The organism is Variovorax sp. PCZ-1 (assembly GCF_018413605.1).
In the GTDB taxonomy this organism is placed as follows: Bacteria; Pseudomonadota; Gammaproteobacteria; order Burkholderiales; family Burkholderiaceae_C; genus JANMDU01.
Genome location: NZ_JAHCDN010000001.1, coordinates 555,653 through 570,074 on the forward strand (window position 1 = coordinate 555,653; position 14,422 = coordinate 570,074).

General features: G+C 54.9%; 16 protein-coding genes. 7 read left to right on the forward strand and 9 right to left on the reverse strand.

All coding sequences use genetic code 11. The features are described 5' to 3' along the window. Positions 1–69 precede the first annotated feature (69 nt). The 7 genes from KIH26_RS02770 to KIH26_RS02800 all read right to left on the reverse strand — a co-directional run bounded on the left by KIH26_RS02770 (position 70) and on the right by KIH26_RS02800 (position 6,126). Complete coding sequence (locus tag KIH26_RS02770; RefSeq protein WP_213442205.1) at positions 70–318, reverse strand: YMGG-like glycine zipper-containing protein; 249 nt, start codon at positions 316–318, stop codon at positions 70–72. Between the two features lie 124 nt (positions 319–442). Continuing rightward, on the reverse strand, positions 443–1,381 hold the full coding sequence (locus tag KIH26_RS02775) for a PfkB family carbohydrate kinase (RefSeq protein WP_213442207.1): 939 nt from the start codon (positions 1,379–1,381) through the stop codon (positions 443–445). Positions 1,382–1,423: 42 nt separating this feature from the next. Next, positions 1,424–2,389 (reverse strand): Bug family tripartite tricarboxylate transporter substrate binding protein, encoded by a 966-nt coding sequence (locus KIH26_RS02780; RefSeq protein ID WP_213442209.1) that lies wholly within the window; start codon positions 2,387–2,389, stop codon positions 1,424–1,426. 49 nt (positions 2,390–2,438) lie between these two features. Then, positions 2,439–3,449 (reverse strand): Ldh family oxidoreductase, encoded by a 1,011-nt coding sequence (locus tag KIH26_RS02785; protein ID WP_213442211.1) that lies wholly within the window; start codon positions 3,447–3,449, stop codon positions 2,439–2,441. Beyond that, on the reverse strand, positions 3,449–4,372 hold the full coding sequence (locus KIH26_RS02790) for a hydroxyacid dehydrogenase (protein ID WP_213442213.1): 924 nt from the start codon (positions 4,370–4,372) through the stop codon (positions 3,449–3,451). Before KIH26_RS02790 ends, KIH26_RS02785 begins: the two co-directional genes overlap by 1 nt. Before the next feature lie 156 nt (positions 4,373–4,528). Further along, on the reverse strand, positions 4,529–5,704 hold the full coding sequence (locus KIH26_RS02795) for a UxaA family hydrolase (RefSeq protein ID WP_213442215.1): 1,176 nt from the start codon (positions 5,702–5,704) through the stop codon (positions 4,529–4,531). Positions 5,705–5,844: 140 nt separating this feature from the next. Continuing rightward, positions 5,845–6,126, reverse strand: a complete 282-nt coding sequence (locus tag KIH26_RS02800) for a UxaA family hydrolase (protein WP_213442217.1) — start codon at positions 6,124–6,126, stop codon at positions 5,845–5,847. Between the two features lie 154 nt (positions 6,127–6,280). Between KIH26_RS02800 and KIH26_RS02805 the strand changes: the two genes are divergently transcribed. The 6 genes from KIH26_RS02805 to KIH26_RS02830 all read left to right on the forward strand — a co-directional run bounded on the left by KIH26_RS02805 (position 6,281) and on the right by KIH26_RS02830 (position 11,964). Next, entirely contained in the window at positions 6,281–7,135 is an 855-nt protein-coding gene (locus tag KIH26_RS02805; protein ID WP_213442219.1) for a GntR family transcriptional regulator, read from the forward strand. Continuing rightward, a complete protein-coding gene (locus KIH26_RS02810) occupies positions 7,132–7,950 on the forward strand; it encodes an inositol monophosphatase family protein (RefSeq protein WP_213442221.1) in 819 nt (272 codons plus the stop codon). Before KIH26_RS02805 ends, KIH26_RS02810 begins: the two co-directional genes overlap by 4 nt. A gap of 4 nt (positions 7,951–7,954) precedes the next feature. Continuing rightward, the gene (locus KIH26_RS02815; protein WP_213442223.1) at positions 7,955–8,758 is read left to right on the forward strand and encodes an enoyl-CoA hydratase/isomerase family protein; all 804 of its coding nucleotides are present in this window, start codon (positions 7,955–7,957) and stop codon (positions 8,756–8,758) included. Between the two features lie 124 nt (positions 8,759–8,882). Then, entirely contained in the window at positions 8,883–9,878 is a 996-nt protein-coding gene (locus KIH26_RS02820; RefSeq protein ID WP_213442225.1) for an ABC transporter substrate-binding protein, read from the forward strand. Positions 9,879–9,938: 60 nt separating this feature from the next. After that, a complete protein-coding gene (locus tag KIH26_RS02825) occupies positions 9,939–10,673 on the forward strand; it encodes a PhaM family polyhydroxyalkanoate granule multifunctional regulatory protein (RefSeq protein ID WP_213442227.1) in 735 nt (244 codons plus the stop codon). Between the two features lie 10 nt (positions 10,674–10,683). Beyond that, positions 10,684–11,964, forward strand: coding sequence for an FIST signal transduction protein (locus KIH26_RS02830; RefSeq protein ID WP_213442229.1), 1,281 nt, complete (start codon positions 10,684–10,686; stop codon positions 11,962–11,964). Positions 11,965–11,971: 7 nt separating this feature from the next. Here KIH26_RS02830 and KIH26_RS02835 read toward each other — a convergent pair whose 3' ends face one another. Next, positions 11,972–12,298, reverse strand: coding sequence for a hypothetical protein (locus tag KIH26_RS02835; protein WP_213442231.1), 327 nt, complete (start codon positions 12,296–12,298; stop codon positions 11,972–11,974). 67 nt (positions 12,299–12,365) lie between these two features. After that, complete coding sequence (locus KIH26_RS02840) at positions 12,366–13,238, reverse strand: SDR family oxidoreductase (protein WP_213442233.1); 873 nt, start codon at positions 13,236–13,238, stop codon at positions 12,366–12,368. A gap of 134 nt (positions 13,239–13,372) precedes the next feature. On the opposite strand from KIH26_RS02840, the gene KIH26_RS02845 reads away from it, so the two are divergent. Continuing rightward, positions 13,373–14,344, forward strand: coding sequence for a LysR family transcriptional regulator (locus tag KIH26_RS02845; protein ID WP_213442235.1), 972 nt, complete (start codon positions 13,373–13,375; stop codon positions 14,342–14,344). Positions 14,345–14,422 lie beyond the last annotated feature (78 nt).

Genomic DNA, 14,422 nt, shown 5'->3' on the forward strand with positions numbered 1-14,422 from the left:
TTATTATGGAGGGAATTCGTGAGGCGAATTCAGTGAAGGGAATTCGCGAGACGAGTTTGATCGCGCGGTTTACTTGACCTTATCCAACTGTTTACCAATTTGGTTGCCAATCAGCGCCCCGCCCGCCGCGCCAGCCACTGTGCCCGCTGTGGAGCCGCCTGTGACGGAGGAGCCGACGATACCACCGACAACTGCGCCAGCAGCAGTACCGATTTCTTGCTTCGAAGGCGAGCGCGTGGTAGAGCAGCCACCGAGCAAAGCGGCAGTGCAAGTCAAAACGAGAGCGAATTTACGAGGGGATGTGTGAATGTTCAGCATCAATACTCCTTGTCGTGCTGTGGTATTCACACTCTAAGCGCAGCCCTCATTTTTAGATGAAAAACAACGGTAAGCCGGCGTAAATATTGCGCAAAGTGCTACTGAATATGTAGCGTAGGGTCACTCATTGGTGAGCAGATGTTGTTTGCGTTTCTAAAAACTGCAGAACCTCAGCGCGCGTGGGTGCGCCTAATGCACCATGCCGTTGCATGCACTTGAGCGCGGCTGCCGCACAGGCGAATCGGATGGCTTGGCGCTCTTGGGTGGGGCTGGCATCGGCGTATAATTCCGATAGCGCAAAGCACAGTGCCGCGTGAAACACATCGCCCGCGCCCGTGGTGTCTAGCGCCTTCACGGTAAAAGCGTCCTGTGTGTGCAAGATACGTTCTTTGCTGTGCATCCAAGCAACGCCCTGGCCGCCGAGCGTCACCATGGCGTGTGATGCGCCTGCATCGAGCGCAGCAACGAGGCCAGCACCTGAACTGCGTGCTTGAGGCGCAAAGCACACCAGGCCCGGTTGAGAGAAAACCGCCCATTGAGCCAATGGCACCAAACGCTGCAATACCTCGACAGGCGCGACATCTGCATCCAGCATACCGAGCACAGCATTTTCCCGAGCCCAGATCAGCGCCGCCGCTGCGCCATCGCCCCAGCGAGGATCGGTGAGCACGGCTTGCGCGCCTTCCAACAAGCGCGTGGAGAGTGGTTGCGCTTTGGCTAGAGCATCTCCGCGATGATTGAAAATCTGTCGTTCGCCATGTGCATCAACGACGACTGAAGAGACCGAGGTGTAGCTGTTGGCTACCGCCTCCAAGTGTCCAGTGATGCCGAGTTCGCGTACCGCGGTTTGAACGAATCGACCCGCATCATCATCACCCACACAGCCGATCAAGCGCACTGGCAAGCCAAGACGCACCATTCCAATAGCTGCATTGGCTGCCATACCGCCTACGATTTGACGGTAACTCTTCGCAGGCGTCTTGGTCGGCTGCGTGGCAAACGCGTCGATCTCAAAATGATGATCGACAGAAGCGTGACCTACACAAGCAAAAAAAGACGGCATACCGCAATGATAGCGGTATGCCGTCGTGGTTTGGCTTGGAAATTAAGCTGCTGTGATTTTCGCGGTTTTGATCAAGCGACCCCATCGCGTGATTTCGGTGTTCAAGAAGGCAGCGAAATCTTGTGTGCCTTTGGGGCTGACCTTAAAGCCTTGCACCTTGGCGCGGTCTTCCACATCTTTGGTGAACATGGCTTTGATGATCTCGCGCGAGTATTTTTCTACGATAGCGTCTGGTGTGCTGGCATGAATCATGGCGGCTGTCCAGTTTTCCACAAACAGGCCAGGCATACCAGCTTCCAGCACGGTCGGTACATCAGGCAGCAAAGGGTTGCGTTGCAAGCTGCAGACCGCCAGCGCTTTGAGTTTGCCGCCTTTGACATTGGCAATCGACTCAGGCATGTTGGAGAAGACGATATCGAGCTGACCGCCAATCAAGTCATTCATGCTCAAAGCGCCACCACGGTAGGGCACATGCGTCATTTTGGTTTTGTTCAGGTCGTTGAACAAAGCGCAGGTGAGGTGCGGTGGCGAGCCATTGCCGCTGTTGCCAGCATTGAGCGTTTTGGTTTTGGAGACTTTGACCAAATCTTGGAAAGTGTTGATGGGGCTGTTGGCCGGCACAACAATCAGCATGGGCGAGCCAGCGAGCAAGGCCACAGGCCGCAGATCTTTAGTGAAGCTGTAGGGCGCGTTGGGAAACAAGCTCACGTTCGCAGCATGGGTGAGCGTGATGGCCAGAAGCTGAGAGCCATCGCTTGCGCCTTTGGCCACTTGCTCTGCACCGATTTGCGCATTGCCGCCCGCCTTGTTTTCGACTACGACGGGCACTTTCCAAGCTTCATTCAATTTCTGCGCCACGATGCGCGCCATCACATCCGTGAGGCCACCGGGTGCGAAGGGCACAACATATTTGATGGTACTGCCCGGCTTCGGGAAGTCTTGCGCGAAGGCCAGTTGAGGGACGGCGATGCTTGCGGCTGCGCCCAAAATGATGTCACGACGTTGCATAGCTACTCTCCTTGACTGTATTGAATCAGGCCAAATTATGCTGCAATGATCAGGCTGCAAGCTTTTGAAGCGTTTGCACCAACGCATCGGGTACGCTCACGCCCGCCACTTGCGCTTTTCGCTCCAATGCCAGCCTGCGCGCGCCCGCGAGGCGCACGCCGTCGTCCACGAGCATTTCATTGATCAACACCTCGATACGATCAAGGTAGCTGTCGTTCCCATTCAAAGCGCTTGGGTCGATCAGCAAAAAGGCTTGACCGATTTTGGGTTGGTTGCCTTCATCCACAAAGAAGCTGGATGCTTCAAAGCCGAATTGCGCACCGATCACAGCAGTGACCAGCAGCTCAATGATGAGAGCGAGCATCGCGCCTTTGGTGGATGTGGTGTTGCCCACCGCGAGCATCGAGCCTTCCAAAGCAGCTTTTGCATCCGTGGTCGGGTTACCTTCTTTATCGAGCGCCCAGCCCAGTGGAATCGGTTTGCCTTCTTTGGCAGCGACCATCACTTTGCCGCGCGCCACTTCTGACAAGCTTAGGTCAATCATGAGCGGATCTGCATTGCGGCGCGGGAAGATGGCGGCAATCGGGTTCGTGCCGAAGATGGCATGCTTGCCGCCGGCTGCGGGCATGGCAGAGGGTGAATTGGCAAAGCCCAATGCCACAAGGCCAGCAGTAGATGCTGCGCGCAGATGATCGACGATCACGCCTGCGTGATGTGAATTTCTCACGCCGACAAAGCACACACCGAGTTCTTTGGCTGTCTTGATGCCTTCAGCAATCGCTAAATCACATGCGGGAAACGCCAAGCCTTGTTGGGCATCCACCACGAGCGCTGCGCCCTTGCGTTGCGCCACAGCTGCGATAGCATTTCCGTTTGCACGGCCATTTTTCAAATGCGTGGCGTATTGCGGCACGCGAGAGAGGCCATGCGAAGCGATGCCTTGTGCTTCCGCCAATACCAAAGCCTTGGCCACGCTGGCTGCCATTGCTTGTGAAGCGCCTGATTTCGTCAGCGCCGATTGAATCAGAGCATCCGCTTCTTGGAGTGAGAGTTGTGCCATTACTGCAAAGCCTCCAACACTTTTTCTGCAATCATGAAGCTCACACGTTCATTGCCTTCATAGGTCACGCCAGAAATATGCGGCGTGAGGATCAAGCTAGGGCAGCCCTCAAACATCGGCTCGGCAGGCATGGGCTCGGTGTCAAACACATCGAGCGCTGCGCCACCCAAGTGCCCTGCTTTAAGTGAAGCTGCCACAGCCGCCACATCGACGATATGGCCGCGCGAAGTGTTGATCAGAATACTGCCTGGTTTCATGGCAGCAATACGCTGTGCATTGAAGAGGCCGCGCGTGCCATCGACCAGCGGCACGTGCAGGGTGACCACATCTGCGCTCGCTATCACTTCATCCAGCGTTGCCGCTTTCGCGCCCACTTGCGCAAATGCGGGTGCGTCGCTTTTCATCACGGGGTCATATGCGATGACGTTCATGGCCAGCGCTTTGGCTAGTTTGCCAGTGAGCTGGCCAATCGAGCCAAAGCCGATGATGCCCAGCGTTTTGCCAGCCGTCTCGCGACCATTGCTGAGCGCATTGCGTGGCCATTTGCCGGCAGCCACTTCAGGCGTAGAAGCAAACGTACCGCGCAGCAGCAGCATGGCACTGGCAATCACGTATTCAGCGACGGATAAAGCATTCGCACCAGTTGCTGGAATCACCTTCATGCCCGCTGCTTCGCAAGCAGGCACATCGATATTGTCTAAGCCCACACCGAGGCGACCGACCACTTTGCACGACTTCAAAGCTGCAAGTAAATCCCCGCGCACCTGTGTGCGATTGCGCACGATGATGGCGTGGCAGGTAGCGGCAGCCTCCAAGAGCTCCGCAGGCTTGTCCACGAGCTTGGGGTCATAGACGACATCGTGCTTGGCAGCGAGCTGCGCAACGGCGCGCTCGTCCATGAATTCGGTGATGATGATTTTCATTTAGGAAAGACTTCAGATCAATAAAAAATTGAACGCAGAAAACGCAAAATTCACACAAAATTCGCAAAAAAGAAATCCAAAATTTGGCTGTTTCTTTTTCGCGTCTTCTGCGTAACTTTTGCGCCTTTTGCGTTCTATTGGTCGTATCGAGGGAGTTTAAGCTGATTCAAACAAACGGGTCATCACAAACTCGCGATGACCGAGTGCCTCAGCAGCTGTCAAGCGGCCATTGATCGTGCGCATCATGCATTCAAGCAATTTGTCGCCGGCTTGGTTCAGATCGATATCGCGCTGCAACAAGCCAGAAGTGTCCACGTCAATGTGCTCGCTCATCAAGCGCACGGTGCGTGGGTTGGAGCAGATCTTGATCACGGGCACGATGGCATTGCCGATCACATTGCCTTGGCCTGTGGGGAAGAAGTGCACAGCAAAACCTGAGGCAGCGCAGAGCGTCACCATCTCAGCAGCAGCGGAGGAGGAATCCATGAACCACAAACCAGGGTGCGTAGGAATCTCGGCCTTGTCGAGCACGCCGTCCACCGTGCATTTCTTGCCGATCTTCTGGATGTTGCCCAAAGCTTTTTCTTCGATGGTGGTCAGGCCGCCAGCGATGTTGCCCTTGGTGGGCTGGCTGTCAGAGAGATCGGTCGTCTTATGACGGTTGATCATGTCTTGATAGCGGTTGAACATGAACATGAACTGATCAGCGATCTCGGGCGTTTTGCAACGTGCGGCCACGATCTTCTCGCCACCGGTGATCTCGCTGGTTTCGCCGAAGACGAGGTGTGTGCCCAGAGGATGTAGCTTGTCAAATGCGTTGCCCACGGTCGGGTTCGCGCCGCAGCCGGAGGTGGTGTCAGACTCACCGCACTTGGTGGAGATCCACAAATCGGAAATCGGGCAGACTTCGCGCTGCTTCTCGCTGGCCCACTGCACGTATTCACGCGCGGCCTTGGAGGCTTTCATGATGGTCTCGTGATCGCCATGGCCTTCGATGCCAAAGCCAATGACTGGCTTGCCGGTGGCAGCAATGCCGTCCACCACTTTTTTCGTCCAACCGTCTTCAATACCGATCACGACGACGGCTGCGACGTTGGGGTTGCAGCCTGCGCCGATCAGTGTGCGGAAGTGCAATTCCAAATCCGCGCCGAACTGCAAACGGCCATACGGGTGAGGAATGGCCATCGTGCCCTTGATGTTGTGCGCCACGGCTTCAGCGGAAGCGTTGGACAAATCATCCAAAGGCAAGATGATGACGTGATTGCGCACGCCCACGCGGCCGTTCTCGCGGCGATAACCCAGGAAGGTGGTGTTTTTGTCGATGATTGACATGATGAGTATCCGATTAGATTGATTGAAATGTCTGAGTGAGTTGTCTTTCCAAGCAGCCGTCGCGGATCTGGCTTCGCCAGTCCGCCAACGGCGCCCCCTTGAGGGGGAGCGGCGTAAGCCGCTCGGGGGTGGTCAACATGTCACCATCTTTTTGTCTTGATGTTGTGGACGTGGGCGTGTTGGCCCATTTTTACGTCTGCGACGACCTTGCCCATGTCAATGCCGTATTTCCAAACGGTATCGCCGACCTTCATATCCTTCAAAGCGATCTTGTGGCCGATGGGAATGTCTTGCAAGGCCACGGTGCTGGTGGCTTTGTCTTCGTCCATGATCCAGCCGTTCAGTGTCATACCGGCTTTCACGCCTTCAACCACGATCACGGCGACCGTGTCCTTGGCATCGTGCAATACGTAATGGTTCATTGTTGCTCCGTTGTGTTGATGAGAAAAATATCAAAGCGTCAGTTTACGCGCTGCAAACCGCACGTCAAATACGTCATGTACATGACTTAAATGAATTTCTGAAAATAGCTACAATCTGCGCTTGTCTATGTTTCGTTCACTTGCAAGCCTTGCTATGACAGATTTCGCTTCATCACCAAGCCGTAAAAAAGCCCCTCGCTTCAACGCTCGCCTCGATACGCCAGACGTGACTCAGCTGCTTAAGCCGATTGCAGACAGTGGCGCTGGAGCCGTACCGCTGTATCGACAAGTCAAAAGCGCCTTGCTTCGCTTGCTTGAATCGGGGCAACTGGGCCCAGGCGAAACCTTGCCCAACGAAGCGCAGATTGCAAAAGCATTGCAGGTGAGTATCGGCACACTTCGAAAAGCAGTCGATGAGCTGGTGCACGAACACATCCTGGTGCGCCGCCAAGGCAAGGGCACCTTTGTGGCGATGCATGGGCAAGAGCGCTTTATGTTTCAGTTCTTCCATGTCGAGCCGCGTCCAGATGTGTTTGATCAGCGTGTCGTGACTGAGCGTGAATTTCCTGTGGTGGATAACTTGGGCTTTGCAGCAGGTCGCGCGACCGATAGCGAGGCCTATGCCTTGCGTTTGCGCGTCGGAGATGAAGTGCTGCGGGTGGACAATTCGCTGAGTCTGGGTGGCCAATGTGTTGTACACGACCGGATTGTGGTGTCGGCAGCGATGTTCAAGGGGCTGAACGCCAAGCGATTTCAAGAGCGTCCGAGCACGATCTATAACCTGTATCAAACCGATCACGGTATCAGTGTGATTCGCGCTCAAGAGCGCGCACGCGCGGTAGCAGCCAGCAGTGAAGTCGCGAAAGTGCTTGGGGTGCGTGTGGGCGCGCCAGTGATGGAGGTGCATCGTGTAGCCATCACTTTTGGCGAGCGCCCTGTGGAGCTGCGCATTTCCACGATCAACACGCAGGCCCATGACTATGTGAGCTTGATCAATCGGCGCTCATGAGCTTGAATGCTATGAATTTAGAAGCACTTTGCGCAGATTCTATGCCGGCTATCAGCCATATTGGGCATGAAATCTGGCTAAAAAACCGTGATTTGAAGGCTTTGCAGGTGAATGAAAAAAGCGCGGGGGATGTGGCTACAGACATTGACCTTTGGGCAGAGCAAGCGTTGCGAGAGAAGCTACTTTCTATCTTGCCCGGATCGCAATTCATGGGTGAGGAAACCGGGGGCAGTTTGTCGGATGCGCCTACTTGGATTGTTGACCCGATTGATGGCACGGCAAACTTCGCACGCGGCTATCCGCAGTGGAGCGTATCGGTGGCGCTTGCGGTTGGCGGCGATCCTGTTCTGGGCATCATTGCTGATCCGAATCGGCAAGAGTTGTTTTACGCAACGCGCGGGCAGGGGGCTTGGCTTAAGAGCAGCGCAGGTGTGCAGCGCTTGGCAAGCTCTTCAGTGAGCGAGCCCTTGAAGGCTATCGTCTCCACGGTCTTCCCGAAGCCTTTGTCGCCACTGATGCAACCGTATCTGGCCGAGTTTGCGCAAGTGATTCGCAACTTTGGACAAGTGCGGCGCAGCGGCTCGATGGCTTTGGAGCTGGCCTATGTGGCTGCCGGGCGCGCCGATGCGTTTTGGGAGCGGGGCATGAGTGCTTGGGATGCTGCAGCGGGTTTGGTGCTGCTGCGAGAAGCCGAGGCCGATATCGTGGCGATGGATGATTTGCCACTTTTATCGTCTCAATGGCTGGCGGCTGGCTCGGCGGCGATGCTGCCAAGTTTGGTAGAGTTGTTGCGTTCCTCCGCAAACCCCACTTGAGATCATGAAACCCATTGACTACAGCAGCTACGAAACATTGAACATTACTCGCCGAGGCGAGGGCGGCTGCGTCATCGATATTCAAATGAAGGCTGCCAACGGCAAGCTGCCCACAGCCGGGCATGCGGGGCATGAGGAATTATCTGAAATTTGGCGTGATGTGAGCCGTGATGATTCGGTAAAAGTGGCTGTGCTGCGTGGCGAAGGGCTGGGTTTTTCTGGTGGTGGGGATCTGGCTTTGGTGGAAGACATGGCGCGAGATTTTGATGTGCGCAGCCGGGTGTGGAAAGAGGCGCGCGATTTGGTTTACAACGTGATCAATTGCGATAAACCGATTGTGAGCGCCATGCATGGGCCGGCAGTGGGCGCGGGCTTGGTGGCAGGGCTGCTTGCCGATATTTCAATTGCAGCTGAGAACGCAAAAATCGTAGACGGCCACACGCGCTTGGGCGTTGCTGCGGGTGATCACGCTGCCATCATCTGGCCGCTGCTATGCGGCATGGCTAAGGCCAAGTATTACCTGATGCTTTGCGAAGCTGTCAGCGGCGCCGAGGCTGAGCGCATCGGGCTGGTGTCGCTCTGCGTGCCAGAAGATCAGCTCCTAACGAAAGCGTACGAAGTGGCTGACAAACTTGCTGCCGGCAGTCAAACGGCAATTCGCTGGACAAAATACGCGCTCAACAATTGGCTGCGCCAAGCGGGGCCGAACTTTGATGCATCCCTAGCGTTGGAATTCATGGGTTTTGCTGGGCCAGATGTACGCGAAGGTGTGGCCAGTTTGCGTGAGCGACGCGCGCCGAAGTATTAAAGCATTCGAGCATTACAGACTTTTTTACAACATGCTGAGCGATGAATACCATATAGTTAAAAAGTATTGAAAAATGAGCTAAAAAAGCCTCAAAATGCACCTATTTCGTGCATTCGGAGGCATCATGTGTCGTCTATTAATACAAATCATCGTAGTCATTGGCATACTGGGCAGCAGCCTAGTAAATAACGTCGCTGCACAAACCAACATCAAATTCTTGAATGATTGGCGTTGGGAGGGGCAGTCCGCACCACTGTTGCTTGCCAATAAGAGCTATTTTCAAGCGGAGAAGCTCAACGTAACGCTCACACCCGGCACTGGCTCGGGAGCGACTGTGGCCAAAGTAGCCAGTGGCGAGTTCGATATGGGCTTGGGGGATTTCAGCTCGCTGATTGAGCATGCCGCTAAGAATCCTGGCACTGCGCCACCCGTAGCCGTTTACATGGTCTATGAACGCACGCCATCTAGCCTGTTTATCCGCAAAGCTTCGGGCGCTGATCGGCCTCAGCAATTGGCTGGAAAAAAACTCGGCGCGCCGCCCTTTGACGGTGGGCGCAAGCTCTGGCCAGCGTTTGCGCAGCTTGCTCAAACGGGTGAGGTGAAATGGGAAAATGTGGATGCTGCCAAACGCGAAGAAATGTTTGCTAATGGTCAGCTCGATGGCATCACGGGTTTTTATTTCACCACCATGCTCAATATTGAAAAGCAAGGCATGTCTGGCTCAGCCTACGCTGTCTACCCTTTTCATGAGCTGGGCTTGCGCGTTTACGGTAATGCAATTTTGGTCAATCCTAAATTTTTGGCAGACAATCCCAAAGCTGTAGCTAGCTTTGTGAAGGCCTATCACGCGGCGCTCAAAGCCACATTGGGCAACACGCGCGAAGCCGTGAAAACCGTCAAGCAAATGGATGCAAATGCAGATGAGCAATTTGAATGGCGCCGCGCTCGTCTTGCTTTCGATACCTTTGTGAATACGCCGACTGCGCAAGAGACGGGCTTAGGCTTTATCGATATGAAGCGCGTGCAAAGCAATATTGATCTCGTGACCAGCGCCTATAAGTTGGCAAATAAGCCGCAAGCTACGGCGATTGCTCGCACGGACTTCGTGCCAGCGAAATAATTTTGCGCTTGGGGCAAGCCTGCGTTAAAGTGTCTCCATCATCTGACGGAGACACACAGCATGAGCGACAGCAATAACCCGATGGCCAACAGCTTTGGCAAATTCGTTCCCGGCTTTGATTTCTTGCAAGGCTTGGCCACGCAGGCGGTGAAGGGGGCAGCCAGTGGCTTGCCCAACATTCCGCAGATGCCCAACCCTGCTAATTGGGTGGCTCCTACGCTCAATGTTGAAGAGCTGGATAAACGGATTGAAGAACTCAAAACTGTTCAGTTTTGGCTTGATCAAAATGCCAAAGCTCTGCAAGCTACCATCACCGCTTTAGAAGTGCAGAAGATGACGCTGGCGACTTTGAAGGGTATGAATTTCAACATGGGCGATGTGGCCAATGCCTTCAAGCTCAAAGCGACGGAGACTGTGGCCGGCGCTGTGAACACGGCATTGGGCAAACCTGCCGCGAAAAAATCTGTAGCTAAAAAGAAAGCCTCGCCTGCTTCTGCAACAAAAAGCGGACTGATTGATCCAATGCAACTTTGGGGCTCGCTCACTCAGCAGTTTGGCCAAATTGCCGCAGACGCGATGAAAGATGCCAGCAAAAAAACGGCGATGGACACCACCAAGAACATGGCCAAGGCGATGACGCAAACGGCGGTAAATTCGGCCATGAGCACCGCAAAATCTGCCGCCAATGCAGCCAAGACGAGGGCGCAGAATGCTAGTAAATCTATAGCATCTCGCGCAGCAAATACGCCGGCGAAAGCCGCAAAAGCATCAAAAAAAGCCGCCAAGAAGCGTTAATCTCAATCTCATGAAGCCTTTCACCTATGCGCATGCTACACACCCGCAGTGGCGCATGGCTGCAGGCTTGGTGGTAGCGCAGCTGCGCGCGCAGATGGCACTGCCTGCGCATGCAGATCAGCCAAACTTAGGCTTGGTGTATCTCACCGATCATTACGCTGACCAAGCTCAAGACCTCTTGAATCACTTGCGCCAAGAGCTGCCGCAAATCAGTGATTGGGTGGGTACGGTCGGTGTTGGTATTGCAGCTACGAATGTGGAGTATTTTGACGAGCCCGCGCTGGCCGTGATGCTATTTGACCTGCCGCGTGAGCAGTATCGGGTGTTCAGTGGTGTCGCGCCTTTGATCACAAGTGCAAGCTTCAAGCCACACAGCGCCTTAGTGCATGCGGATGGCCACACACCAGATTTGGCTGAGCTGCTGGGCGAGCTTTCTGGCCGCACAGCATCGGGCTATCTCTTCGGTGGCTTAGCCGCGAGCAGGCATAGCGCACCACAAATTGCTCTGCATGAGGGAAGCGAACATGCTGGCGTGTTTGCAGGAGCGCTCAGTGGTGTGGCGTTCAGCGAGAGTGTGGGGATCGTCTCACGCGTTACGCAAGGCTGTCAGCCGATTCGCCTAGAAGATGGTAAAGCCGCCAAGCCCCATCGCATCACAAAGAGCGATAAGCATGTGGTGTTGGAGCTTGACGGTGAACCGGCGCTGGATGTGTTGCTTGATGAACTAGGTATATCGCTCAGTGAGCCGCAGCGAGCGGTGGAGCGCCTGAAGCAGACTTTTGTGGGGCTTACGGCGAGTGAGCCTCATGATCAAAGTCTTGCGCGTAGCCAAGGTCGCTTCGGTCCAGACACGCGCGTTCGCCATCTCGTCGGCCTCGATCCACTTCGGCGCGGCATTGCTGTAGCGGATATCGCGCCAGAAGGCAGTGAGCTGACTTTTTGTGAGCGCAATCGCGAGGCTGCAAGGCGCGATCTGATGCGCATATGCGCGGAGATACGTGAAGAGTTGGAAGTCAGTGAATTTATAAATGCTACTGATTCAATAGCACTTAGCGCAGATTCTATGCCGTCGAATGAGCAATATCGCTCTAAAAATATCGTAGGAGCCATCTATGTGAGCTGCGCCGGCCGCGGCGGTCCGCATTTTGGTGGTGACAGTGCCGAGCTGCAGATCGTGCGCCATGCACTGGGCGATGTACCCCTGGTGGGTTTCTTTGCAGGCGGTGAAATTGCACATCAGAATTTGTATGGCTACACCGGCGTGCTCACGGTGTTCACCGCGCTGGCTTAAAGCCCGTTCAGACGAGTCTCTTCAAAGCCTGCTCCATCACCACGCCGGTGAGCAGGCTCAGCACAACTGAAATTCCGACCACAGTCAGCACGGCATTGGGATGCGATTGTGCCAATACGAAAAGAAACGGAATCGTGGTGATTACACCAATGATCAAGCCCTTGGCCCAACCCGGCAGCGGCATGCTGCTGTATGCCACAAGCACGCCGACCACGATCCAATGCACGAAGGGCGTGGCGATTTGCAGCCAAGGGGCTTTGCGCAGCAGCATGGGCGCGACGTCGATCAAGGCGATGATGAAACCGATGGCTAAGGCGATGAGTAGTTTGTTCATGAGAATAGTCCGGTGATCTGCAAAGCAAAAGGCTGCAAAGCAACAGTCGCTTTGCAGCCTAGTGTGATCAGAGCTGCGTGCTTAGCATGTTCTCCATACCAAAGTTTTTATACAGACCAGCAGTCAAGCCTGCCAAGGCATCGTTGTAACCATTGACTGCTGCGCCCATGCCCAGTACGTCAACCGTCGTGCGAAAGGCTCGCTTGCCTGCGGGCGAGGCGATCAGTGCGGCGACGGCGTTGGCGACGTTCTGAGGATTCTGGGCGGGTGTCGCGGCGAGCACCTCTTCAAAATGCTTGAAACTATGTGCAGGCGCATCCGCCATAGGGCCGTAGCTGGCGCTGCGTGTGGCATCCGATGGCTTGATCAGGTTATCCTGGAATTTTGTGGCGAAGGCGCCCGGCTCCACGATGCACACATCGATACCAAAGCCCGAGAGTTCGGTGCGGTAGTTTTCGGTCAAACCCTCCAGCGCCCATTTGCTGGAATTGTATGGGCCGTAGAAAGGCAAGGTTATTCGGCCAAGCAGGCTGGAGATGTTGATCATCAGGCCGGAGCGGCGAGCGCGCCAGGCGGGCAGCAGCGCACGGTTCACGCGATGCACGCCAAAAACGTTAATGTCAAACACCCGCTTGAGATCATCCGCCGTGAAGCTCTCTTGCAAGCCATGCACGCCCAAGCCCGCGTTGTTGATCACCACATCGGGCGAGCCGAGTGCTTGCACTGCTTTTGCGATGCCTGCTTCAACGCTTGCGTCGCTTGTCACGTCCATATCAATAACGGTTGCGCCGCGTCCGGCGAGTGCTTTGGCGGCCTCTTGGTTGCGCCCCTGTGGATCGCGCATCGTGGCAGCGAGCTTGTGGCCTTGATCGAGCAAAGTGTTAGCCATCAAAAGGCCAAAACCGCCAGCTGCCCCAGTGAGAAGAATCGTATGTGCCATGGTGTGCTCCAGAAAAGAAGGTTTCAATACTTCGGCAACAGCGCCGATGAATGAACTGTATTTATTTCATAAATAAAGATAAATATCGATAAAATGAAATGATTATTCGTTTTCTGTGAAAAATAAGGTGCTCGATGGACAGATTAATTGCCATGCAAACCTTTGCTCTTGTGGCCGAACTCTCCAGTTTCTCGAAGGCAGCCGAAGCCCTGCAAGTGCCCAATGCCACGGTGAGCACGCGCATCTCGCAGTTGGAGGCGCATTTGCAGGTGAAGCTGCTGCTGCGCACCACGCGCAGACTCTCGCTCACGGAGGATGGCGCCGCCTATCTGGAGCGGGCGCAACGTTTGCTGCAAGATTTGGAGGAGTTGGAATCTAGGGTGGCAGGTGATGTGGCTACGCCTAAGGGCAGGCTGCGAATTGATGTGCCTGCGGCCGTGGGTCGCCATGTGATTGCGCCGCATTTGCCTGCGTTTTTTCAACGCTATCCGGGCATCACTTTGGACATTGGCAGCTCCGATCGCCCGGTAGATTTAGTGACCGAGGGTGTGGATTGTGTGATTCGTGGCGGCGCGGTGCATGATGAGCAGTTGGTAGCGAGAAAGCTGGGTGACTATGATGTGATCACCTGCGCATCGCCAGCGTATTTGGAGCGGCATGGCGTGCCCAAAAGTCCGGCAGATTTGCAAGGAAGCAGTCACATGGCCGTCAATTTCTTTTCTGCCAAAACGGGGCGCGTCTTTAACTTTGATTTTGAAAAAGATGGCCAAACCCTAGAGTTGCTTATGCCGCATCATGCGAGCGCTAATGATGCAGACGCGCAAAGAGCACTTTGTCTACAAGGCCTGGGTCTGATGCAATACCCGCTCACCCAAGAGACGCAAGATCAGCTTGAAAGTGGAGCTCTGGTGCAGGTCTTACAAGACTGGAAGGTAGGCAGTCTAAGCCTGTACGTGATGTATCCACGCAATCGACATTTGAGTGCGCGGGTGAGGGTGTTTGTGGACTGGGTGGTGGCGCTCTATTCGGAGAAGTTTGTAGCGCTGGAGGCTGCTGTACAACGCAAGCCAGCATTCAAACAAAGGGCAACCGGTATCAAACGCTGATACTCGCTGGCTTATGCGCCAGTGCTGCGCAAGCTTTTCTGACGATTTGGTACAACAGCCAGATGATGCACTCATGTC